This is a genomic window from Marinococcus salis (assembly GCF_054971365.1).
The window spans coordinates 121,389-145,558 of sequence record NZ_JBQOJB010000003.1; the positions used below are offsets into that span (position 1 = coordinate 121,389).

General features: G+C 47.9%; 21 protein-coding genes. 4 read left to right on the forward strand and 17 right to left on the reverse strand.

All coding sequences use genetic code 11. The features are described from left to right. Positions 1 to 185 precede the first annotated feature (185 nt). Together ACTTK6_RS04020 and ACTTK6_RS04025 are read right to left on the reverse strand one after the other, a co-directional pair. Positions 186 to 833 carry an NfeD family protein gene (locus ACTTK6_RS04020; protein ID WP_079476826.1) on the reverse strand — a complete coding sequence of 216 codons (648 nt, stop codon included), beginning with the start codon at positions 831 to 833 and terminating at the stop codon, positions 186 to 188. Between the two features lie 197 nt (positions 834 to 1,030). After that, positions 1,031 to 1,930: a DUF1002 domain-containing protein gene (locus tag ACTTK6_RS04025; protein ID WP_462832759.1), complete on the reverse strand. Its 900-nt coding sequence runs from the start codon at positions 1,928 to 1,930 to the stop codon at positions 1,031 to 1,033. Between the two features lie 315 nt (positions 1,931 to 2,245). Here ACTTK6_RS04025 and ispG point away from each other — a divergent pair, with 315 nt between their 5' ends. Continuing rightward, positions 2,246 to 3,373 carry a flavodoxin-dependent (E)-4-hydroxy-3-methylbut-2-enyl-diphosphate synthase gene (gene ispG, locus ACTTK6_RS04030; RefSeq protein ID WP_079476828.1) on the forward strand — a complete coding sequence of 376 codons (1,128 nt, stop codon included), beginning with the start codon at positions 2,246 to 2,248 and terminating at the stop codon, positions 3,371 to 3,373. Positions 3,374 to 3,452: 79 nt separating this feature from the next. Here the strand turns inward: ispG and ACTTK6_RS04035 are convergent, their stop codons facing one another. Genes ACTTK6_RS04035 through ACTTK6_RS04050 form a run of 4 tightly spaced genes read right to left on the reverse strand, consistent with a single transcriptional unit; the run spans position 3,453 to position 6,437 of the window. After that, on the reverse strand, positions 3,453 to 3,896 hold the full coding sequence (locus ACTTK6_RS04035; protein WP_079476829.1) for a Fur family transcriptional regulator: 444 nt from the start codon (positions 3,894 to 3,896) through the stop codon (positions 3,453 to 3,455). Further along, positions 3,874 to 4,734 carry a metal ABC transporter permease gene (locus ACTTK6_RS04040; RefSeq protein ID WP_079476830.1) on the reverse strand — a complete coding sequence of 287 codons (861 nt, stop codon included), beginning with the start codon at positions 4,732 to 4,734 and terminating at the stop codon, positions 3,874 to 3,876. Before ACTTK6_RS04040 ends, ACTTK6_RS04035 begins: the two co-directional genes overlap by 23 nt. Positions 4,735 to 4,782: 48 nt before the next feature. Then, positions 4,783 to 5,661: a metal ABC transporter permease gene (locus ACTTK6_RS04045; RefSeq protein ID WP_462832761.1), complete on the reverse strand. Its 879-nt coding sequence runs from the start codon at positions 5,659 to 5,661 to the stop codon at positions 4,783 to 4,785. Then, on the reverse strand, positions 5,661 to 6,437 hold the full coding sequence (locus ACTTK6_RS04050) for a metal ABC transporter ATP-binding protein (RefSeq protein ID WP_079476832.1): 777 nt from the start codon (positions 6,435 to 6,437) through the stop codon (positions 5,661 to 5,663). Before ACTTK6_RS04050 ends, ACTTK6_RS04045 begins: the two co-directional genes overlap by 1 nt. 194 nt (positions 6,438 to 6,631) lie before the next feature. On the opposite strand from ACTTK6_RS04050, the gene ppx reads away from it, so the two are divergent. Both ppx and ACTTK6_RS04060 read left to right on the forward strand, forming a co-directional pair. Then, on the forward strand, positions 6,632 to 8,209 hold the full coding sequence (ppx, locus tag ACTTK6_RS04055; protein WP_079476833.1) for an exopolyphosphatase: 1,578 nt from the start codon (positions 6,632 to 6,634) through the stop codon (positions 8,207 to 8,209). A gap of 96 nt (positions 8,210 to 8,305) precedes the next feature. Next, on the forward strand, positions 8,306 to 10,414 hold the full coding sequence (locus ACTTK6_RS04060; protein WP_462832762.1) for an RNA degradosome polyphosphate kinase: 2,109 nt from the start codon (positions 8,306 to 8,308) through the stop codon (positions 10,412 to 10,414). Between the two features lie 120 nt (positions 10,415 to 10,534). Here ACTTK6_RS04060 and ACTTK6_RS04065 read toward each other — a convergent pair whose 3' ends face one another. Both ACTTK6_RS04065 and ACTTK6_RS04070 read right to left on the reverse strand, forming a co-directional pair. Next, positions 10,535 to 11,437, reverse strand: a complete 903-nt coding sequence (locus ACTTK6_RS04065) for a deoxyribonuclease IV (RefSeq protein WP_094907959.1) — start codon at positions 11,435 to 11,437, stop codon at positions 10,535 to 10,537. 11 nt (positions 11,438 to 11,448) lie between these two features. Further along, positions 11,449 to 12,747, reverse strand: coding sequence for a DEAD/DEAH box helicase (locus tag ACTTK6_RS04070; protein WP_462832763.1), 1,299 nt, complete (start codon positions 12,745 to 12,747; stop codon positions 11,449 to 11,451). Positions 12,748 to 12,996: 249 nt separating this feature from the next. On the opposite strand from ACTTK6_RS04070, the gene ACTTK6_RS04075 reads away from it, so the two are divergent. Beyond that, positions 12,997 to 13,941: a 4-hydroxy-3-methylbut-2-enyl diphosphate reductase gene (locus ACTTK6_RS04075; RefSeq protein ID WP_079476837.1), complete on the forward strand. Its 945-nt coding sequence runs from the start codon at positions 12,997 to 12,999 to the stop codon at positions 13,939 to 13,941. 36 nt (positions 13,942 to 13,977) lie between these two features. Here ACTTK6_RS04075 and ACTTK6_RS04080 read toward each other — a convergent pair whose 3' ends face one another. The 9 genes from ACTTK6_RS04080 to glyQ form a co-directional block, all read right to left on the reverse strand. Beyond that, positions 13,978 to 15,087, reverse strand: coding sequence for a Nif3-like dinuclear metal center hexameric protein (locus tag ACTTK6_RS04080; protein WP_462832764.1), 1,110 nt, complete (start codon positions 15,085 to 15,087; stop codon positions 13,978 to 13,980). Then, positions 15,084 to 15,803, reverse strand: coding sequence for a tRNA (adenine(22)-N(1))-methyltransferase (locus ACTTK6_RS04085; RefSeq protein WP_079476839.1), 720 nt, complete (start codon positions 15,801 to 15,803; stop codon positions 15,084 to 15,086). The genes ACTTK6_RS04080 and ACTTK6_RS04085 overlap by 4 nt, the downstream gene beginning before the upstream one ends. Before the next feature lie 84 nt (positions 15,804 to 15,887). After that, positions 15,888 to 17,003 carry an RNA polymerase sigma factor RpoD gene (gene rpoD, locus ACTTK6_RS04090; protein WP_079476840.1) on the reverse strand — a complete coding sequence of 372 codons (1,116 nt, stop codon included), beginning with the start codon at positions 17,001 to 17,003 and terminating at the stop codon, positions 15,888 to 15,890. Positions 17,004 to 17,225: 222 nt separating this feature from the next. Next, entirely contained in the window at positions 17,226 to 19,049 is a 1,824-nt protein-coding gene (dnaG, locus tag ACTTK6_RS04095) for a DNA primase (protein ID WP_462832765.1), read from the reverse strand. Between the two features lie 24 nt (positions 19,050 to 19,073). Beyond that, entirely contained in the window at positions 19,074 to 19,541 is a 468-nt protein-coding gene (locus ACTTK6_RS04100; RefSeq protein WP_462832766.1) for a DUF188 domain-containing protein, read from the reverse strand. Between the two features lie 12 nt (positions 19,542 to 19,553). Further along, positions 19,554 to 20,369, reverse strand: coding sequence for a pyruvate, water dikinase regulatory protein (locus tag ACTTK6_RS04105; RefSeq protein WP_079476843.1), 816 nt, complete (start codon positions 20,367 to 20,369; stop codon positions 19,554 to 19,556). Positions 20,370 to 20,384: 15 nt separating this feature from the next. Beyond that, positions 20,385 to 21,017, reverse strand: coding sequence for a helix-turn-helix transcriptional regulator (locus ACTTK6_RS04110; RefSeq protein ID WP_079476844.1), 633 nt, complete (start codon positions 21,015 to 21,017; stop codon positions 20,385 to 20,387). Positions 21,018 to 21,061: 44 nt separating this feature from the next. Next, complete coding sequence (glyS, locus tag ACTTK6_RS04115) at positions 21,062 to 23,146, reverse strand: glycine--tRNA ligase subunit beta (protein ID WP_094907964.1); 2,085 nt, start codon at positions 23,144 to 23,146, stop codon at positions 21,062 to 21,064. Next, positions 23,136 to 24,026, reverse strand: a complete 891-nt coding sequence (gene glyQ, locus ACTTK6_RS04120) for a glycine--tRNA ligase subunit alpha (RefSeq protein ID WP_094908028.1) — start codon at positions 24,024 to 24,026, stop codon at positions 23,136 to 23,138. Before glyQ ends, glyS begins: the two co-directional genes overlap by 11 nt. Between the last annotated feature and the right edge of the window lie 144 nt (positions 24,027 to 24,170).

The window sequence follows — 24,170 nt, forward strand, 5'->3', positions numbered from 1 at the left end:
CTTAGTCGCTTTATGAATTTTGGCAGTTTTTTGCCGCACCCAGTCTATTTTTAAAGTAATTTAAATGGTTTGTAAAGGAAATATTACTTTTTTCCAAAGTTATTTAACTTTTGTTTTTATGCCGTAAAAAAAGAGCAAGCCAAAGCCTCCTCTTTTTTCATCTACAACCTTTTATTATATGGAAATTATTGTTCTTTTACTGCGGAATCGAGACGCTTCACCCGGATGCGTGTACCGTCCACAGAGGTTACCTCAATTTCTTCGTTGGCATTCAGCCACTGATCGCCGCTTGTCGCACTGTAACGTTCTCCCTCAATATCAATCGTCCCAGTCGGACGGAAAGGAGTAACGGTAGTCCCCGTTTTACCGACCAGCCCTCCGTACGTCTGGTTAATCGAATTGTAGCCCAGATCGCTCGTTAAACTATCCTTAAGCATCAGCTTCGACCACAGATCCCGGCGCGGAAAAACCTTCAGGAAAAACATAGCTGCCATCGCTCCTGCCAGGAATCCGAAAATAACGAGTACGCCGTAAATAATGGTAGGAGTCGGTACTGCAATAGATACCCCCATCAGCAGAAGTCCTACAATAGAGACAGTGCCATCTCCGATAAGCTTGCCGTCAAGCAGAATCAGACCAAGCCCCGCTGCATACAGCACCAGCACCCAAATGCCGGCTGCCCCTTCAAGATGATAAGAAAAGAATAAGACCATAAAGGCTGTGCCCAGAATAAAAAATAAGCTTTTGGACTTAACAAGAAATTCGGAGATTAAAAACATCGTTCCAAGGAAAACGACAATAAATCCTACACTCGGGTTCGCTAACCATTCCATCGTATATACTCCCTTCCACAAAGCTTTTATATTGCCTACTCTATTCGTTTCATAAGCGCTTAATAATCATATATACGCGTAAGCAGCCAGTATCGTTTCACATATATTGTAACTCTTCCGTCTGCCAGTTGTCAGCTGAAAGCGTCTTCTTTCCATAAAAAAAGAGACCCTAGCGGCCTCTTCTTTTTTATCCAATATTATGCCGATTCCCCGGAATCGCTGTTGAACCATCCCTGGACGGAATCAAGCATCTGTTCGAGGAAAGCGACGATGCGTGAAAGGAAGTTCTGCGTGTCCTCGCTGTTCATAAAGCTGTCAATATTTTCGGTAGCCTTATTCAGCTGGTTTTCCATCTGTGACCAATCAATATTTAAGTTCTGCATCCGGTCGAATAAAGAAACAAGCTCATCTTGCTGCTGTTCGCTCAGCTCAATGTTCATATCACTGGAAACATTCTGTACGATAATCCGGATGTCTTCCGTATTATTAATCTCAGTGTTATTAATCTCCTGCTTGATTTCTGTGATCAGGGTTGTGGCTTCTTCTTTGCCGATGTCTTCGCCAAGCTCAGATGTTTTGGCAATCTCTTCATTTGCCACCTGTTTTTGATCCTCAGATATGCTGACATTGTTCTGCTGTTCGTAGGCTTTTAAAATTCCTGTCAGCGCGGCCGTGCCGGATACATTAAACGGGGCTGTTACGTAAACCTCTGCATCCTCTACTCCTGCTGTTGCAAGCGCGTTGGCATACATCCCTTCTGTAACAGTATCTATTTTGTTCGTTTCAATATCAATGCCTTCACCGTCTTCAGCCGCAGTAATCTTTGCAGAAGATAACGCCCGCGAGCCAATTTCGGAACTGCTTAAATAATCCCCAAGATACTGATACTCTTCTTCATTTGTAACTTCAACCACCGGGACTTCCCCTTCGGTTACCTCCATCTCTTCGAGCAGAGAACTTCTTTGTTCCGAGGAAAGGTCCTGGCCGAGTGTCACTGTTACATCTCCTGCCGCTGCGTCCGCTGACACCTGCTGGCTTACCCCGAGAGCCCCTAACGTAACTACCCCGGCTGCTAATGTCTGTTGCCACCACTTCATTATAATCAGCTCTCCTTCTTATGCCCTTTCATTTCCAAATCATATGCTTTTTTGACCAATATATTTATATTCGTCGCATCTATAGTCGTAAGCTTTGCAAAAAAGTTACACTACCCGCACGCTTTCGTTAGTTTCTCATCATTTTACAAAATGCCGGCGCAGTGCATTTCATTTCACTGCGTTAGAAGCAACTGCTTGCCAAGAGCACACGCCCACTGATACAATTACGTTGTGTTATAGACCACTGTCAACTATTGTTGTTGCACTAGAAGAAGCACGAAATAAATTCACCAATATAAAGGGGCGAATGGATACATGAGCCAAATAACCCACCGCAGCGAAACCCGAGCAGTCAAAGTAGGTAATGTGACGATCGGTGGCAGCAATGAAGTAGTAGTACAAAGCATGACCACAACAAAAACCCACGATGTGGAAGCGACCGTCGCAGAAATCCACCGTCTTGAAGAAGCCGGATGCCAGATTGTCCGTGTCGCATGCCCGCAGATGAAGGATGCTGAAGCAATTCCGAAAATTAAACAGCGTATCAATATTCCGCTCGTGGTCGATATCCACTTCGACTATAATATGGCTTTAAAAGCCATTGAGGGCGGCGCCGATAAAATCCGGATCAATCCCGGCAACATCGGCAAGCGGGAAAAAGTAGAAGAGGTTGTTGAAGCAGCCAAAGCTAAAGGCATTCCGATCCGTATCGGTGTGAACGCTGGCTCCCTCGAAAAACGAATTCTTGATAAATACGGGTATCCAACTGCAGACGGAATGGTTGAAAGTGCTCTCTACCACATTTCCATTCTCGAAGAGCTCGGCTTTTACGATATCATCGTTTCAATGAAAGCTTCGGACGTGCACCTTGCTATTGAAGCTTATGAAAAAGCAGCTCAGGCCTTCAGCTATCCGCTTCATTTGGGCATCACTGAATCAGGCACCCAGTTCGCCGGTACGGTTAAAAGTTCGGCCGGCCTTGGCGCTATTCTAAGTAAAGGCATCGGAAGTACACTGCGTATTTCTCTCAGTGCCGATCCGGTGGAGGAAGTAAAAGTAGGCCGCGAACTTCTGAAAACGTTCGGCCTTGCGTCGAACGCCGCTACACTTATTTCCTGCCCTACCTGCGGACGTATCGAAATTGACCTGATTAGTATTGCTAACGATGTCGAAGAGTATATCTCCACAATTAAAGCCCCAATTAAAGTAGCAGTGCTCGGCTGCGCAGTTAATGGCCCTGGTGAGGCAAGAGAAGCCGATATCGGTATTGCCGGTGCAAAAGGCGAAGGTCTTCTTTTCCGCCACGGGGAAATCATCCGGAAGGTTCCGGAAGAAACCATGGTGGAAGAACTGAAAATTGAAGTTGATAAAATTGCTGAAGAGCACTACGCTAAAGAGGCAGAAAAAGAACGCGAAGCTAAAGAAAAGGAACTGACGAATTAAGCTTCCCATGCAAAAGAGGTCCACCCGTTGCGGGTGGACCTCTTTTTTGCTTTTATTGTTATCATCGCAGCTCCAGAGTTTATGCCGGTGCTGCTTCTCTTTGTTTTGCTCGTTTGCACTCAGCGCACAGGCCGTAAATCTCGAATTTATGACCGGTCACTTCAAAACCGCCGTCGACGTTTTCATTCAGCCAGTCCATCGGGCACGTTTCAATTTCTCTGGTTTTTCCACATTCAAGACAGATAAGATGATGATGGTGAGCCGTCGTTGAGCAGGAGAAACGAAAATGCATTTCGCCTTCAAGTTCGGTCATTTCAAGAATATCCATTTCTTCAAATATGGCCAGGTTTCGGTAGACAGTATCCACGCTCATTCCAGGGTAATTTTTTTGCAGGGACTGCAGTACCTCTTTCGCTGTCAGGTAGCGCTTTTCATCAGAAAAGAGCTGAAGCAGTTCTTCGCGCTTCGCAGTATATTTAAACCCTTGTTCTTTCATAATGTTAAGCGCTTTGGTGACGTTCATATTTAAGCCTCCTGTTTCTTTTCCAGTTAATCCATGCTCTAAGAATTAAAGTGGCTAAAAGTATAAAAGCAGCTGTTACCACCGTACCGCCGCCGGAAGCAACCCCAAAAAAGATGGAACCGGCCGCCCCGGCTGCCACAGAGATCTCCCCGATTATAACAGCTATCAGAAGCATTCGTTTAAAGCCAGTGGCCCACTGCATTGCAGCCGCTGCCGGAAGCGTAATTAAAGCCCCTGCGAGCAGCACGCCGACAACCTGCATGGATGCCGATATGACAATTGCAAGCAGCACAGCAAGCAGCACATTGAATATTTTAACCGGAATTCCAGCAGATGCCGCCATTTCTTCATCAAAAGAAAGAAACATTAACTCTCTCCCAAACGCTGCAAGCAGCCCTAAAGCAACAACTGTCATCACCCCAATAAACCAAAGGTCTTCCATCTGCACTGAAACGACACTGCCAAACAGGTAGCCATACCACTCCGTCACCCCATCCGCAGATATGGACATAAACAGGGCGCTGAGCCCTACCGCCGCTGCCATTAGAATCGGAGCGGCAAGCTCCTGAAATCCTCCGTAGGTATGACGTACACGTTCGATAATCAGCGACCCGGCAAACGCAAATAAAAAACCGGTATACAAAGGATTAATTTCCCAAAAAGCCTGAAGATTACCGGCGAGCACTCCGGCTGTCACTCCGGTAAGGGTGACGTGAGCGAGAGAATCTGCTATCAGCGAAGAGCGGCGCACAACTAAAAATGAACCGATCAAAGGTGCCGTCAGTCCAATTAACACCGCTGCTATAATGCTTCGTTCCACAAAATTAATATCAAACATAGCCGTCACTCTCTATTCTTTATTTTACACAATGAGCACTTTTTTGTGCTATTGATTTGCTTTGTCCGTCCATTTGGCCGTTTCCCACGGTCTCTGCCGTATTCGCCCAGCCACTTTTTCTGCCAGCACCACAATTGTCCATATTGCAAATGAAATGACTGCTATTGTACCGCCGGAGCTGAGGTCATAATAATAAGAAACAAAAAATCCAGCCAGAACAGCCGCTTCTCCAAACACTATGGCATACAGGAACATGCTTTTAAAGTTGGAGGCGACACGGAGCGCTGCTGCGGCCGGCAGTGTAATTAAGGCAGAAACAAGCAGTACTCCTAAAATAGATATGGAAGAAGCAACTACGACAGCCACGATGCCGGCAAATAATAAATTTACTCTCTGAACTGGAATTCCGTTTGCATCAGCCTGCTCCTCATCAAAAGCCAAAAACAATAATTCTTTGTAAAACAGCAGAAACAGCAGCAGCGACACAGCGGAAATGATGCCTATTACCATTGTGTCTGTGACGTTCACCGTGAGAATACTTCCAAATAAAAAGTTAAAAAGATCGTTGTTAAAACCGTCTGCCAAAGAAATAAAAACAACTCCAAGCCCAATGGCCGAAGCCATTACTACTGGTATTGAAAGCTCCTGAAATGTTTTAAACCGCCGGCGCAGGTATTCAATGATGAAGGAGACAATAAAAGTAAACAAAATGCCAGTGTAAAGAGGATTCCATTCGCTGAGCCAAACCCAGAAAGAAGCAAGCCAAAGGTGAAAGGCAATGCCGGTTAATGCCGTGTGCGACATGGCATCGGCAATCATCGGTGTCTTTCTTACCACCACAAAGACACCGGCAGCCGGAGCAACCACTCCAAGCATAAGGCCGATGATCAGCGCATATCTTAGAAAATCAAATTCCAGAAAAACCATTAGGCTCCTCCCGCGTGGTGATCATGCTCATGGTGGATAATATGCACATCGTGCCCGTAAGTGCCGGCAAGATCACTTTCTTCAAACTCCCTCGTCGTTCCGTGAAAATGAAGCTGCTGATTCAGGCAGGCCACTTTTGTTACATACTTGGTCATCGCTCCTACATCATGGGTGACAAGAATAAGAGTAATGCCCTTCTCTCTGTTCCAGTAGCTCAGTCTTTCATAGAATGACTGAGCCGAGGCAGCATCCACCCCCACGGTCGGTTCGTCCAGAATCAGCACCTCAGGGTCGCTTACAAGCGCGCGCGCAATAAATACCCGCTGCTGCTGTCCTCCGGAAAGCCGGCCCATATTTTTCTTTTTATAGCCAAGCATATCCACCTGTTCGAGAGCTTCGTGAATCCGCTGCTTGTCTTTGCGGTTCAAAAACCGGAGCAACCCTTTTTTACCATACAGTCCCATCGCAACGACCTCATATACAGTTACCGGGAAGCCGGCATTAAAACGATTTGCTTTTTGCGATACGTAGCCAATCTTCGGCCATTGATGAAAATGGCGGGCCGGAGTTCCAAACCAGCGGACTTCTCCTCTATATTGCTTATGCAGGCCTAACAGAATCCGTACAAGCGTGGATTTCCCTGAACCGTTCGGCCCAACCAGGCCGACAAAATCTCCGTGGTTTATATTCATATTGATGTCATCGAGCACGAGTTCTGACTCGTAGCGAAAGGACAGGTGATTCACTTCAAGCAGCGTATTCGTTGAATCTTCCATCAGGAAGCCTCCTTTTTTCCAAAAAAAACAATTAAGAATGGTTACGATTTATTGCTAGGAAAAGTATACAAAACCTTTTTGGTTCTGTAAATCTTCTTTGCTTAATCATATATACAATTCATGGTTTTTCTTTGTATGATAGTTAATAGAAAAGCAGGCAACGAAATCAAATCCAATTCTAAGGAATGATGCATATGTTTCAAGCGAAAGAAAAAGTCGCCGTTATCGATATTGGCTCCAATTCCATTCGTCTTGTAATTAATGAAGTGGATGAAAAACGGGGCTACCGCGAACTTCATAATTTAAAAACCGTCGCCCGCCTAAGTAACCATATTGATGATCAGGATGCGCTCACTGCTGAAGGGAGAGATATTCTGCTGCATACGCTGCAGCAGTTTGAAGAAGTTCTTCGTTTTCACGATGTTCAAACCATTCATGCCGTGGCCACCGCAGCTGTACGTGGTGCGTCCAACCGTGAAGAAATTCTGCAATACATTGAAGAACGCATTGATTTTCCTATCCGCGTGCTCTCCGGCGAGGAAGAAGCCTCTTACGGCTATCTGGCAGTCGTGAATTCCACCAGTCTATCTGAAGGTATTACGATTGATATTGGTGGTGGAAGTACAGAAGTGACCATGTTCAAAAACAGGGAACTTGTACGCACTCACAGCTTTCCTTTTGGCGCTCTCACCTTAAAACAGAAATTCCTTCCAAATGATGATAAAATTACCTCAAGTAACTTAAAGCAAATGAATAAATGGATTGAAAAACAGTTCCAGAAGGTGCCCTGGTTAAAAAAGGAGGGTGAAAATCTTCCGGTTGTCGGTATCGGCGGCAGTTCCCGTAACATGGTGCTCGTCCACCAGGCTTCCATCAATTATCCCCTGGCCGGTTTGCATCAGTATTCCATGAGCGGTCGCGATATTGCTGAAACCATGGACCTTCTTGAAAAATCAAGCTTATCGGAACGGGAAAACATCGAGGGTCTTTCCAAGGACCGGGCGGACGTTATTATCCCGGCAGTCCGGATCATTTCCCAGCTTTACAATCATATCGATGCCCCCTCCTATTTAATCAGCAATAAGGGTCTTCGTGATGGTCTGCTGTTTGAAGAGCTGCTTCGGGACAAAACATATCCTCATTTTCCGGACGTAATAGAAGAAAGCTTCTACCAGCTGAATCGCGAATTTGAGATTAATCCAGACTATGTGGATGAAGTCGGTAACATTGCTTCTTCTATGTACAATAGCCTCGAGCCTTATATTCCAAAATCCTATTTGCATGAAGATAATCATCGCCTGCTGAACCGGGCCGCCCAGGTGCTGTATATCGGAGAGTACATCAGCTCCGAGGCGAGCAGCCAGCATACTTTTTACATTTTAACCAACCGTTCCATCGATGGCATCATGCATGAAGAGCGCATAGCCATGTCCCTTGTATCATCCTTTAAATCAAAATCAATGTTTAAAGAGTTTGCAAAGCCGTTTCGTCCCTACCTTCAGAAAAACAGCCTAAAACGGCTCGAATTTCTCGGAAGCATCTTAAAGTTCTCTTATTCGCTCAATCGCACGCGCCGCAATATCGTTTCAGGGCTCGGCATTGACAAAGAAGGCAAAGAACTCCACTTCCACATTTATTGCCGCGAGGGGATGCATTCTGCTTTTGAAGAAGCCAAAGCAGATAAGTACAAAAAACACCTGGAGAAAATGATCAGCCGGGACGTGGTGCTTCATTTCCATGAACAGTCCCCCGTTTCTGCTTTTTCAAGCTGAACGATGCTTTTTTCGTGGACCTTTACATGCACTTAACATTTCATTGATACAATTGGCCCAGAAGTGAACAGGGTGTAAAGAAAGGCGGATTCTACTATGACCGAAACGACACAGTCATATATTGACCTCAATAATCCAGCATATTATAACAACCGCGAAATCAGCTGGCTTGCTTTTAATGAACGGGTGCTTGAAGAAGCGCTTGATGAAACCAATCCGCTCCTTGAGCGCCTGAAGTTTTTAGGTATTTTCAGCTCCAACCTGGACGAGTTTTTCATGGTCCGGGTCGCGGGTTTAAAAGACCAGGTGAAAGCAGGATTTAATAAGCCTGAAAATAAAGCCGGGCTCACGCCTAAGCAGCAGCTCTCCGAAATCACTAAAAAAAATTCAGAGCTCGTACGACTGCAGGATCACTTTTTTACAGAAACAGCTGTACCGCTGTTAGCCTCGGAAAATATCCGTTTTCTTTCAACGCTCGAATTAAACAGCGGCCAGTATGAATATATTCAGGAATACTTCATGTCCAATATTATGCCGGTGCTGACACCAATGGCCGTCGATGCCTACCGTCCGTTTCCGATGCTGCTGAACAAGTCATTAAACCTGGCTGTACGGCTGCAAAAAGAGGATAGTGGAGAAAAGGAAAGCATCGCCATCGTACAGGTCCCCGGCGTGCTCCCGCGCTTCCTCGCACTTCCATCAGCCAACGGCAGCCGGGAGTATATACTGCTTGAGCAGGTGCTTGCCGAATTTATACACATGCTTTTCAGGGGGTTTTCCGTGGTAAGTGCTTCTCCGTTCCGGATTACCCGCAACGCGGATTTAACGATCCACGAAGAAGGCGCCCGCGATTTGCTCAGGGAAATTGAAAAGGAATTAAAAAAGCGCAAATGGGGCGCTGCCGTTCGCCTCGAATGCCAGCAAGGCATGATGGACGAATATATTCTTTCCTTTCTGCTCGAGGCTCTTGAGATTCATACGGACGATGTATATACGCTGAAGGGCCCGATCGATTTAACCTTTTTGTTTCCGCTCTGCGATGAACTAGGAGAGGCCTGGGAGCACCTTTCGTACGAAACGCTTATCCCTCAGCCGCCTGAAGATTTAATTGCCGACTCCGACGTGTTCAACGCTTCCGACGAACGGGATATTTTATTGCATCATCCATACGAATCGTTCCAGCCGGTGATTGATTTTATTTCCAAATCTGCCGATGACCCCGATGTACTTGCCATTAAACAGACTCTTTACCGTGTCAGCGGGGACTCTCCTATTATTGCTGCGCTGGCAAGAGCTGCAGAGCAGGGCAAGCAGGTCACGGTACTTGTAGAGCTGAAAGCACGCTTTGACGAAGAAAATAACATCCAGTGGGCGAAGACCCTCGAAAAATCCGGGGTCCATGTCATTTATGGGATCACGTCGCTCAAAACTCACAGTAAAATTGTGCTGATCGTTAAAAAAACAGCGGCCGGCATTAAACGGTATGTGCACCTCGGCACCGGGAATTATAACGATTCCACCGCCAAGGTATACACCGACATGGGCATGATTACCACCCGCCCGTCCTTCGGTGAGGATGCTACTAACTTTTTTAATCACTTAAGCGGGTTTTCCCAGCAGCCTTCCTGGAATGAGATCAGCACTTCTCCGGACGGGATCCGTGATGAGCTGCTCCAATTGATCCAGCGGGAAATTGAATGTCACCAGCGGGATGGGAACGGACGGATTATCGCGAAGATGAACTCTTTAACAGACAAGGACCTCATCATTAAACTGTATGAAGCTTCCAGGGCCGGCGTTCGCATCGAACTTATCGTGCGCGGTATTTGCTGCCTAAAACCGGGTATCCCCGGAGTAAGCGAAAATATCACCGTCCGAAGCATTGTCGGCCGGTTTCTCGAGCATACCCGCATTTTTTATTTTGCCCACAGCGGCAGCGACTATTATTACTTGTCCTCGGCTGACTGGATGACACGCAATATGGAAAAACGGATCGAAATTATGTTTCCAGTTTATGAAGCTATTTTAAAGAAACGGCTCAACTCCATTTTACAGCTGATTCTGCAGGATAATGTCAAAGCACGGGAGCAGGACAGCAGCGGCCGTTATTATTACGTCGAGCCTTCCTCTGGAGAGCCTTCCATTAACAGCCAGCTCGTCTTATTTGAGTGGGCATCGAGGTTTCTGGACATGAATAACGAATAAAACCACGCCCTGCACATTCATGAATGCGCAGGGCGTGCTTGTTATGGGAGAGGCCTATCTCTTTGCTCCGTTTTGATTCCTCAGAAACCCAGATGTAATTTACACCCCTGTACCAGGCATTTATACCTCTGCTGGCATGAGTTCATCCCGCCAGTTCGCCTTCCATTCTTTTTGTCTGAGCATAGCAATTTCATGCTTATACGGTGGTTGTTTGTTTTTCTTATCTGTGCCTACATAAGGTGTTTCTAATATTTTCGGCACAGATGCAAATGCCTCGTGGTGCACAATTTCCGCCAGCGTATTGTAGCCAATATACCCATAACCGATATTTTCATGGCGGTCTTTGCCTGCTCCGCGCTCGTTTTTACTGTCGTTAATATGAAGCACCTTCAGTCGGTCCAGGCCGACATAATGATCGAACGCTTCCAGGACGCCGTCAAGGTCTCCTGTGATATCGTAGCCCGCGTCGTGGGTGTGGCATGTATCAAAGCAGACGCTCAATTTATCATTGTGGGTTACTCCGCTGATAATCTCTGAAAGCTCCTCAAAGCTTCTTCCGCATTCCGACCCTTTTCCAGCCATTGTTTCAAGCGCGATTTGAACCTTCTGATCCGGATATATGACTTCATTTAATCCTTCAATGATTTTTTTAATTCCCGCCTCTGTGCCAGCTCCGACATGCGCACCCGGATGAAGTACGATCTGCTTTGCCCCGAGTGATTCGGCTCTGCTAATTTCATTGCGCAAAAAATCGACGCCCAACTGAAACGTTTCCGGCTTGGTGGTGTTGCCGATATTAATAATATACGGTGCGTGAACCACAACCTCTTGGATGCCATTTTCTTTCATATGCGCATGCCCGTTTTCGATATTTAATTCTTCGATAGGTTTGCGCCTGGTGTTCTGCGGCGCTCCTGTGTAGATCATCATCGCTGTCGCTCCATACGAAGCCGCTTCTTCGCTCGAACCAAGAAGCATTTTTTTTCCGTTCATAGATACATGTGAGCCTAAAAGCACAGTCATCACCTCGGTTATTATTTTCGTTTACGGCGGCGGGATGTTGTTTGGTCCGCCATTGCTTTTTTCTTATATCCCGGCTTCACTTTCTTCGGTTTTTTTACCGGCATGGCATCTGACGCAGGCGCAGGCTTTCGCTTCGTCTGCTTGGTCGCAAACAGCGGCTTGGATAGTTCAGTCCAGGCGCCTTTACGAAAGTCCATAAACGTAAAACGAATACCCTGCTTCTGAAGGGAAAGCACAGCTTTCCGGTCTTCTTCCCCCATCAGAGTATACGATTCTCCTGTCAGCCCCGCCCGTCCAGCGCGACCCGTCCGGTGGATAAAGTATTCCAGCTCTTTCGGCAGACTGTAGTTAATAATATGCGAAATTCCGGGAATATCCATGCCCCGGGCAGCAAGGTCGGTAGCTACCAGGTACTGGACTTCGAGATTTTGAATCCGTTTCATGACCTGCTTGCGCTGCCGTGAAGGCAGCCCGCCGTGCAGCACTTCTACCGGGTATTGCTTTTTAAACATCTCTCCAGCCAGTTCATCGGCTTCGTCCTTCGTGCTCGCAAATATAATGGCTAGAAACGGCTGCAGCCGGTCCACAAGCTCCATCGTCACATCGAGCCGGCTGCGGTGCCTAAGGGCGATGCCGTAATGAGTCATCTCCTTCGGTGTCGCATGCTCCGGCTTGACGTGTACATGCTTCGGATTATTCATATATTTGCGCAGAAAGGGCTGCAGGCTTTCCGGAACCGTAGCAGAAAATACCATCATCTGCAGATTGTCCGCCATTTTACCGGCCACCGGGTCAATCTCTTCCAGAAAGCCCATGTCAAGCATCTGGTCGGCTTCATCAATGACGAGCATGGTGGCTGTATGCACATTGATAACATTTTCTCCTACCATATCTTTCAACCGGCCCGGTGTTGCTACAATAATGTGAGGCGGATTACGGAGCTGCTCCATTACCCTTGAGCGTTCCGTGCCTCCGGACACCTGCTTGGCACGTACCGAAGAAGTTTCGTCTTCATCTATAAGTTCCTTCAGCACCCCGAAGATCTGGCCGGCAAGCTCACGTGTAGGCGCTGTAATGACTGCCTGTAATTCCGCTTTGGAGGTGTCGATCCTGCTCAAAATCGGGAGCAGGTACGCTAGTGTCTTTCCAGACCCCGTCTGTGACTGGCCAATAACATCTTTTCCATTAATGGCAGACGGAATCAGCCGTTCCTGAATATCCGTTGGTTTTTGAATTCGTTTTTTATCCAGCAGCTTGAGGGCATAAGCTGGAATGTTATATTGTTTAAAGCGGTTTTCCACGCTATTCACCTAACTCTCTTTTCATTTACGCATTTTTTGCATCTCCATATTTTATCATAGTTAAAATAGAAACCATAGCTTCTCCTCTGCTTCTGTTCACAAAATATTAAAGGAATGGTATTTGGCCAGCTGTCCTTTCTTTTCAACCAGACGCTTAGGTAGTATAATGAATCCAGAATCGTTTTATATGACTGCATACGTAAAGTCAGCGCGTACACGCAAGACCTCACGGTTCAAATTATGAAACAGGAGGCCTTTATGGAAGTAACGAAAATTTCACCACGGGGATACTGCTACGGCGTTGTTGATGCGATGGTAATGGCGAAGAAAGCCGCCGGCAACCAGGAGCTCCCACGCCCCATCTATATTTTAGGCATGATCGTACACAATAAACACGTGACTGACGCGTTTGAGGAAGAAGGCGTTATTTCTCTCGACGGACCCAACCGGCTTGAAATACTCCGCCAGGTGGACAAAGGCACGGTCGTCTTTACGGCTCACGGCGTTTCGCCGGAAGTCCGCGAGCTCGCCGAAGAAAAAGGACTGACGACTATTGACGCTACCTGCCCGGACGTTACCGTGACGCACGACTTAATACGGGAAAAACGGGACCAGGGCTATGAATTTATCTATGTCGGCAAAAAGGGGCATCCGGAGCCGGAAGGCGCTGTCGGTGTCGCTCCGGACATCGTACATTTAGTAGAAACACTCGATGATCTTGAGAGCTTAAATATCCAGTCGGAACGGATTATTATGACCAACCAGACGACGATGAGTCAATGGGATGTTTCCGACATTATGGACCGGGCGAGAGAAATTTACCCGCACGCAGAGGTTCATAACGAAATCTGTAATGCCACTCAGGTACGCCAGGAAGCGGTAGCTGAGCAGGCAAAGGATGTGGATCTTGTGCTCGTTGTCGGCGATCCGAAAAGCAACAACTCCAACCGGCTTGCCCAGGTCTCGGAGCAGGTTGCAGGAACCACTGCGTACCGGATCAGCAACTTGGCCGAGCTGGATTTAAGCTGGCTTGAAAATGTCAATTCTGTCGGGGTTACAGCAGGCGCTTCCACACCGACGCTAATCACAAAGGAAGTCATTTTGTTTATCGACCAGTACGACCCTAATGATTCGTCTACGTGGGACACCGAATCCCGGATCGATAAATCAAAAATTCTTCCAAAAGTTAAAGCAAAATCATAAAAAAATTCCTCCGTTAAAAGCGGAGGAATTTTTCTGTTACGCCAACCGGAATGGCTCAGTGGACAGATCAGAAGCGACCCATTCGACCTGCAGCAGGCCCTGGCTGCGGCTTTGCATTTCCTTCTGAACGCCCTTTTTCATGATTTTCTCCACATGATGGCCGGGATCGATCATCGTAAGACCGTCCATAGCTGCATCCTGGGCTGTATGGAAATAAATATCGCCCGTGATGTACACATCTGCCTGCTTGGAAAGCGCCTGCTGCCAGTACTTGTTGCCGTCGCCTCCAAGCAGTGCCACGCGTTTAATCCGGTCGGTTTTTCCATCCACCACCCGGACAAACGGCACATCATAGCTCTTTTTCACCTGTTCCACAAATGCGTCAAGCGTCATTTCCTCTGGGAGTTCTCCAACCCTGCCTAATCCGTAAGGCTCTCCTGGGAGGGCAAGCGGGTACAGATCATATGCCGGCTCTTCATATGGATGAGCGGCAGTTAAAGCGGCTTCCACTTTTTTCCGGAGGGAGTGCGGCACAATCGTTTCCATCCGTTTTTCGTCTGCAAATTCCATTTTTCCCTGCTCACCCAGAAAGGGGTCGGTGCCGTCTCCGGGGATAAACGTTCCGGTCCCTGAGGCAGAAAACGTGCAATGGCTGTATCCACCGATATAACCGGCGCCCGCGGCTCCCACTGCCTGCCGTACTTCTTCAGCGTGGGATTCCGGCACAAAAGCCACCAGCTTGTACAGCTGATCTTCACCGGTTGGGGCCAGCACTTCTGTATTCGTTAAACCGAGTGCTTCTACCATCATGTCATTCACTCCCCCCGGAGCTATGTCCAGGTTTGTATGAGCGGCATAGACAGTTAAATCATGCTTAATACACTTTTCAATTACCGGTCCCTGCCCGTTCGCCACGTCAAGCGACTTTATCGGGCGGAACAGGAGCGGGTGGTGGGCAATGATTAGCTCTGCTCCGTTTTTGACCGCTTCATCCACTACTTCTTCGGTCACATCAAGGGTCGTAAGTACTTTTGTTACCGGCTGGTTCCAATCCCCGATCATCAGTCCTACCCGGTCCCCTTCCACAGCCAGCGATGGCGGCGCCCACTCTTCAAACAACCGGATAACGTCACGTACAGTATTCATGCAATAACCTCCTCAGCCCATGCAATGTATTGGCTTAATTCTTGTTTCTTTGCCGTGATTTTTTCTGTCGGAACGGCGTTTGTCAACTGGTGCAAAATCTGCTGCCAGTTATCTTTTTCCCTCATCCATTTCTCCTTAAAAGCATTGTTTCTTTCTTCAAGCAGGTAAGGCCCGAACAGCAGCTGCTTTTCAAGCGGTTCTCCGCACTCTTGGTACGGCGCTTCTGCTTCTCCAGGTACAGCTGTCAGTACTTCGTATACGTGGCGCTCCTCCTTCAGGATTCGCTCGCCTGTAAGCTTCCAGCCGTTATCAAGCAGCCATTTGCGGACGCGGACCGCCGAAACGTTGGGCTGAAGAACCAGCTTCTGTACAAAATGAAGCTTTATCTTCCCCTGTTCTAAAATATCAGCGATCAGTGTGCCACCCATTCCGGCGATAACGACCGTATCAACCGCGTCTTTTTTAGTTAAGACAGCAAGACCGCTGCCCAGGCGGATATCGATTTTATCAGTCAGTCCGCAGGAAGCAATGTAGTCCGACGCAGCCTGGAGCGGTCCCGCATTTACATCTGCCGCCACCGCACGCTCCGCCTTGCGGTGCGCCACTGCCTCCACCGGGACAAGCCCGTGATCCGTGCCTATATCTGCGACTACCGCCCCCGGGTCGATTTGTTCAGCGATGAGTGCCAGTCTATCCGGCAATACAGATTTCTTCATGTTTTCCTCTCTCTTCTATGTAAAATAAAAAAGGGACACCTGCTTATTGGAAGCATGCGTCCCCTTGTATCTATAATGAATTCATTAGTCCATGAAATCTTTTAATCGCTTGCTGCGGCTAGGGTGACGAAGCTTTCTTAACGCCTTGGCCTCGATCTGGCGAATACGTTCTCTTGTTACGCCAAACACTTTGCCCACTTCTTCGAGCGTACGGGTGCGCCCGTCATCAAGACCAAACCGGAGACGAAGAACATTTTCTTCACGGTCCGTAAGCGTATCAAGCACGTCTTCAAGCTGCTCTTTCAGCAATTCATAGGCGGCTGCATCCGAAGGCGCCATTGCTTCCTGGTCTTCAATAAAGTCACCAAGATGGGAATCATCTTCTTCACCGATCGGAGTTTCCAGCGACACCGGCTCCTGGGCAATTTTGAGAATTTCCCTGACTTTATCCGGAGTCAGGTCCATTTCTTTGGCAACTTCTTCCGGAAGCGGCTCCCGGCCGAGATCCTGCAGCAGCTGGCGCTGCACGCGGATTAATTTATTGATCGTTTCCACCATGTGCACCGGAATACGGATGGTTCTCGCCTGGTCGGCAATAGCACGGGTGATTGCCTGACGGATCCACCACGTAGCGTACGTACTGAATTTAAACCCTTTGCTGTGGTCAAATTTCTCCACCGCTTTAATCAGGCCCATGTTGCCTTCCTGGATTAAGTCGAGAAAGAGCATGCCGCGCCCGACATAACGTTTTGCGATAGAGACCACCAGACGAAGGTTGGCTTCTGCAAGACGGCGTTTTGCTTCTTCATCGCCTTCTTCGATTTTAGTCGCAAGATTAATTTCTTCTTCCGCAGAAAGAAGTGGCACGCGGCCAATTTCTTTTAAATACATGCGGACTGGATCGTTAATTTTAATGCCTGGAGGGACGCTTAAATCATTCAAGTCGAGAGATTCTTCTTTTTCTACCTGTTCCATGCTCGGAACTTCTTCTCCCTCGTTGATAATATCAACGCCTTGTTCACCAAGGTATTCAAAAAACTCATCCATTTGCTCAGAATCCTGGTCGTAACTGGAGAGTTTTTCTGTTATTTCTGCGTACGTTAATGTTCCACGTTTTTTGCCCGTTTCGAGCAATTGTTCTTTTACCTGATCGACCGACATTTCACCTTCCGCCAGCGGACGGCTTGGTTTTTCCGCCATTCGATCTCCCTCCTTCCAAGCTTCACACCTTGAATCCTACCCTGTCTCTTTACATGCCCGCAATTGTCTGTGCCGACGATTTCTTTTCCTGGTATTTTCTTAGCTGGTTGAAAGGACGGCAGGCACATAGAAAGAGCGTGCACATCAAACTGGCACGCTTTTCTACTATCGTGATCATATCTTATCAACCACAAAGGAAAAGCGCAAGCAAATTGCTTCAGGCTAGTTTTTCTTCAGCTGCATCATCAATTCCATAATTCTCGCACCCAGCTTTTGGGCTGCTTCTGAATCACGACTTCTTTCAGCGTCTTTAAGCTGTTTCTGCCTTTGCAGTAATTCTTCCCGTTTTGGTCGAATTTTAATCTGTTCAACATAGTCAGACATTTCATTATCTGATATTTCTGTTGGAATGTCAAGATGCGCCAGCTCAGATACAAGATTTATAAGTTCCTGCTCTTCGACGTATTCCATAAAGCGACTTACGTCCGGCTCATGCTCATCGTCATAATAAGCATATAAATAAGCCGCAAGCGCTGTATGGGCATCAATGTTAAATTCTCCCCCAATGCGCTCCTTAACCTCCTCAGCTATTTCCCGGTTCTGAAGCATAAATGCAAGGAGCGTCCGTTCAGCATTTTCGTAAGCTGAGCGCATCGATACCTGCTTTTTCGGAAGCGCCCCGCTTCTCCATCTTTTACCGGCTTCAGAAGCAGACGGAGCCCTAGCAGCCTTTTCTTTCTGATCTTCTCTCTGGACTTTGCGCTCTTCCTCCCGGAGTGCATCCATCGACAGATCAAATTCTTCTGCCAGCTGCTTCATGTAAAATTCACGTTCCACAGCACTGCTGATTACAGATGTTTCCCGGAGTACTTCTTCGATATAGGCAAGCCGGTCTCCTTCATTTTGAAGGTTTTTATTTTCACGAAGCTCCTGAACCTTAAAGGACATGAAAGGGACAGCCCGTTCCGCCAGCTGCTTTCTGAATGCTTCGGGGCCCCGGGCCTGGATAAAATCGTCCGGATCCATCTGTTCAGGAAACAGCGCTACCCGGACGTCAACGCCCTGGTTTACAAGAGTATCCCCGGTTTTCCAGGCAGCTGCCCGACCTGCATTATCACCGTCATAAGCAATTACAGCCTTGTCTGTCGCTTTTCGGATCTGCTCGGCCTGTCGTTTGGAAAAAGCTGTGCCAAGGCCCGCTACTCCATTCTTCACTCCAGCTTTCCAGGCGGCGATAACGTCCATGTAGCCTTCAAAGAGGACAGCTTCGTCCTGTTTGCGAATTGCCTGGCGCGCTTTGGGGAATGCATATAGCGTTTCGTGTTTTAAAAAGATGGGCGTTTCCGGGCTGTTTAAGTATTTCGGCTTTCCTTCCCCAAGTGCACGGCCTCCGAAGGCAACAGCCTGCCCGCGCTGATTATGAATAGGAAACATGACCCGCCCTCGAAAGCGGTCGTACCGTTGCCACGTGGATTCCTGGCGGAGAATCAGGCCGGCCTCTTCCATTTCTTCAAGGTCGTACTCCCTTTTTTCAAGCAGCTGCACAAGCATGTCATTCCGCTCCGGCGCATAGCCGAGCTGAAATTCTTCAATAATCTCTTCACTGATACCCCGGGCTGTTAAGTAATCATACGCTTCTTTTCCCTGTTCTGTATTCATCAGCAAGTGATGATAAAACTTGGCTGCCATTTGATGCGCTTCTTTTTTGGATTGATGCTGTTCCCGTTCGCCAGGATATTGATCTTCGAGTTCAGGCAGATCCACATTTGTTTTAGCTGCGAGAGACTGAATGGCTTCCACAAACGTCAGGCCGTCATGCTCCATCAAAAAAGAAATGGCGTTGCCACCCGCTCCGCAGCCAAAGCAGTGATACAACTGCCGTTCCGGCGAGACGGAAAATGACGGAGTATTTTCCCCGTGAAAAGGACACAGGCCAAGGTAGTGTTTGCCCTGCTTCTTTAACTGGACGTAATCATTGATAACTTCTACGATATCTACCTTTTCCCGCACCTCAGCAACTTTTTCTTCTGGAATAAACGCTGCCAATTTGCTGCCTCCCTGATGAGCCTATTACCATTTGGACGTACTATCGCCTGTTTCAAAAATCTTCAGGCCTTCAAAAAACCGTTGGCGCTCTTCGGGCGATATTGCTTTAGGCCCTTTAACTCTTTGCTTTCCCTGTTTAGCCAACACGCCGGCATACCGGCCGGCAAGCAGCCATTCTTCGTCGCCTTTTTTCCAGCGTTTCCCCCGGAAGGAGAGCACTGACGCTCCCTTCTCAAGGGCGATTGCTGCCAGGCCGTGGTCGTCGGCAATAACCAGGTCGCCGGCAGAGACATGATTCCAAATGTACATGTCCGCTGCTTCGGGTTCGTTTTCTACCATTACGGTCTCTGCTTCATACATTTTATTTGATGCGTGGGCACTGCTCGCCACAAAAACGATTGCCATGTTTTTATCTGCGCCCCACGTATCGATCGTTTCTTTGTGCGGGCATGCATCAGCGTCCACATACACTGTGGGTTCCTTTTTCGTCATGTTGAGTCTCTCCTAGCGCTGCTGAAACATATTGGAGATGATATTAGCTGTCTCTTCCACAGCTTTATTGGATACATCAATGACCGTACAGCCGATCTTGTTCATCAGCTCTTCCGAGTAGTCAAGCTCTTCCTGGATACGCTCCATGCTCGCATAATTTGCTTCCGGCCTCAGTCCAAGGGCTTTCAGGCGTTCTGAACGAATACGGTTCAATTTATCAGCGCTGATCCGCAGGCCGATACATTTCTCACTTGGAATGTTAAACAATTCCTCCGGCGGGTCCACTTCCGGTACAAGCGGCACATTCGCCACCTTCAGGCGCTTATGGGCCAGATACTGGGAAAGCGGCGTTTTCGAAGTTCGCGATACGCCGATCAGCACAATGTCCGCCCGGACGATGCCCCGCGGGTCCCGGCCGTCATCGTATTTAACCGCAAACTCAATCGCCTCCACCTTACGGAAGTAGTCTTCATCCAAACGATATACGAGCCCAGGTTCATATCTTGGCTGCTGGTTCGTGAGGGTCACCATTTTATCGAGCACCGGCCCCATAATATCAACAGTATCTACGCCAGCCTTCTCCGCACGTTCCCGAAGGTACTGATTGATTTCTGGAATTACTAGCGTAAAGGCAATCATCGCCTTGGCTTCCTTGGCGAGCTGGATGACCTCTTCAACCGTGCCTTCATCTTCAACGTACGGGATGCGGCGCACCTCCATCCCGTCTTCCCCAAACTGACTCGCAGCAGCTTTTACTACTAGTTCAGCTGTTTCTCCTACCGAATCGGACACTACGTACACTACTGGACGCTCTTGTTTTGTGGTCATGTCTGCCTCCCCGGGTTAAAATAATTGATTATTGGCCAGATCCACCAATACTTTGGTTATATTCGTTTTTGTGACCCTGCCGACCACTTCATACTTTTCACCGCCGGCATCTTTTACGACCGGAAGCGCGTCAATCTGGCGTTCAATCAGCTTGGTGGCCGCGTAAACCACCAGATCTTCTTTTTTACAAACTGTGATATTGGGCATCCTTGTCATTATAATACTTACCGGGATAGCTTCTGTATCCTGGCGGCCAAGACTAGCCCGCAGCAGGTCTTTTCTTGAAAGGACGCCGGCCAGGTGGCTTTGTTTATCCACTACAAAGAGGGTACCGACATCTTCAAGGAACATAGTGCATATGGCATCGTACACGCTATCCGATTCTGAAACGACCACCGCAATCGACTGATAATGTTTAACGGTCAGTTTGTGCAGCTGATTATTCAGTTCTTCCGTATCCGTTTTTCCGGTGTAATAATACCCTACTCTTGGTCTTGCTTCTAAAAACCCTGACATTGTGAGAATAGCCAGATCGGGTCGCAGCGTAGCTCTCGTAAGTGAGAGTCTGTCTGCGATATGCTCCCCGGTGATTGGCCCGTTGTCTTTAACAATCTGCAGGATGGTTTCCTGACGCTCTGTTAATTCGATAATGACTCCCCACCTTCATCGGCGCTTCGCACGGAGGCACTGTTTTATGAAGAAAAAACAATACTCCGAAAGCGGGCGAACCGTTCAATTTCTTTAGATAACAGTGTCATCTGCTGCAGTCTGTTTTGCTTTACCTGTTCATCTTCAGCCATAACCATGACATGATCGAAGTAGGCGTTGATCGCTGGCGTCACTGCCTGAAGCGATTGATAAGCACCGGCCACGTCAGCCTGGTCGAGCCTGTCATCGAGCTGTTGATTCAAGGTTTTGCTTTTTTCGTAAAGCTCTCTTTCCTCTTCAGCCTGGAACAGCTCTGTTTGAATATCCGAGCCGCTATCTGTATTTTTTGCGATATTGGTCACCCGGCTGAGGGCTTCCACCGTTTCTTTAAAGTCTGCTTCTTCGGCACGTGACTGAATAAATCCAGCTTTCTCTGTCACTACATCAATTCTTTCGCCAAGATGAAGCAGCACAGCATCCGCGATATCATGACGGATCCCCTCATCAAGGAGCTTCTGGCGGACACGCTGAACAAAGAAGTCTTCGAGGTCCTTCAAGACATCCGCCTCCTCCCGCTGGAGAAGAGAACGCTCTTTAATTTCATCCATTACAAGGACAATCAGCTGTTGAATCGTCAGCGGAAGGCGGTGCCCGTTGATTGTCTGGACAATACTTGCTGCCTGTCTTCTCAATCCGTGAGGGTCCTGGGAGCCGGTGGGCACCATCCCTACCCCAAAGCTTGAAATGATAGTATCCATTTTATCCACTACACTAATGACCGCGCCTTCAATGTTTTCCGGCAGAGAATCGCCAGCAGCCTTGGGCTTGTAATGTTCTGCAACAGCTTCGGCAACTGCTGTGTTTTCTCCTGCCAGAAGGGCATACTCTTTTCCCATAATACCCTGGAGTTCCGTAAATTCATCCACCATTAACGTAACGAGGTCGAATTTGGAAATGTGGGCAGCGCGTTTGATGTTTTGCCCCTTTGTGCTGTCCAGCTGCAGATATTCTGCCAGCCGGGTGCTGACAGCTTCCACCCGCATTACCTTCTCACCGACTGTACCGAGATTTTCCTGATAAATAACGTGATTTAATTTTTCTACCGCTTCATCCGGTGATAGCTTCTGATCTTCATCATAGAAGAACTGGGCATCCGCCAGGCGAGCACGAAGCACTTTTTCGTTCCCTTTCCGAACCTGGTCAAGATGTTCTGCGTTACCGTTTCGTACTGTAATGAAATATGAAAGAAGGCTGCCCTCATCATTTTCCACCGGGAAATACCGTTGGTGCTCTTTCATGGAGGTTACAAGCACCTCCCGCGGAATATTCAAATATGATTCGTCAAATGAGCCATGCAGCGCGGTCGGATATTCCACAAGCTGATTCACTTCAGCAAGCAGCCCTTGATCGATCGGAATATGCCAGCTGTTTTCCGCTTCGATCTCTTCGATTTGGCTGCGGATCAGTTCTGTCCTTTCAGCAGCGTCTACAATGACATACTCCTCTTTTAGCTGCTGCTCATACGTTTCCGGTTTATGGATCGTTACCGCATTTCCCAAAAACCGGTGGCCGTGAGAAACATTTCCGGCTGTATGGCCTGTAATAGTGAACGGGATCACTGCTTCACCGTACAATGCAACGAGCCATTGAATCGGACGCACAAAGCGGAGCTCATGGCTTCCCCAGCGCATATTTTTTGGAAAAGCAAGCGATGTAATAATCGTTTTCATTTCCTGCAGCAGTTCTGTAGTTGATTGTCCTTTATGTTCTTTTTCCACAAAAACGTATTCGGTGCCTTTGACCTCTTTAAAATACAGATCCCCCGCATCGACCTGCTGGCCTCTGGCAAATCCTAAAGCAGCCTTGCTCCAATCCCCTTCATCTGTGAGGGCAATTTTCTTGGCCGGGCCGCGGGCTTCCTCGACCATATCCTCCTGATAATCAGCCAGATCTTCCACGCGGAGCGCGAGCCGTCTCGGCGTGGAAAACATATGAACGGCACTATAGCTTAAGCGCTGTTCCTCCAGCCAGGTTTCTGTTTTTTCCTTCAGCTGCTTTACTGCCCCTTCCACAAAGCGGGCAGGCATTTCTTCCACGCCAATTTCAAGTAAAAAATGATTAGCTGCCATAATTCATCGCCTCCTGCTTCTGTAGCGGAAATCCTAGTTTTTCCCGTTCTTCATAATATGCCTTCCCGCATTTTCTTGCCAGATTGCGCACACGTGCAATATATCCAGTTCTTTCCGTCACTGAAATCGCCCCGCGGGCATCGAGCAGATTAAACAAATGCGAGCATTTTAATACGTGGTCGTAGGCCGGCAGCACCAGCTTTTCATCAATCGCCCGTTCTGCTTCTTTTTCACTGGCGGCGAACTGATTCAACAGCAGCTCTTTATCCGCAATTTCAAACGAATACTTCGAATGCTCGTATTCTGCCTGCAAAAACATATCCCCGTACGAAACGCCCTGCACCCATTCCAGGTCAAACACATTTTCCTTGTCCTGAATATACGACGCCAGCCGTTCAATGCCGTACGTAATCTCAGCTGTCACCGGGTGAGCATCCATACCGCCGACGTGCTGGAAATATGTGAACTGAGTGATTTCCATGCCGTCGATCCACACTTCCCAGCCAAGGCCCCAGGCACTCAATGTTGGAGCTTCCCAGTTATCCTCCACAAAACGGATGTCGTGGGCAAGCGGGTCAATGCCAATGGCTTCCAGGCTTTTTAAATACAGCTCCTGAATATTGTCCGGCGAAGGCTTCATGACCACCTGAAACTGATGATGCTGATACAAACGGTTTGGGTTCTCTCCGTAACGGCCGTCTCCTGGCCGTCTCGAAGGCTCTACGTATGCTGCGTTCCACGGTTCGGGCCCGATACTGCGCAAAAACGTCATCGGGTTCATCGTCCCCGCTCCCTTTTCCACGTCATAGGCCTGCATTATAATACAATTCTGACTGGCCCAGTAATTCTGCAATGTTAAAATCATTTCCTGTATGTTCATTGCCATGTTAAACACCCCTTCTGCTTCTGGATTATTTCATTAAAAAAGTCCCTATACCTGTCACTCAGGTATAGGGACGGTTATTACCGCGGTTCCACCCTACTTGCTTTTAGGCACTATGGCCGAAAAGCCGCTTTATCCATC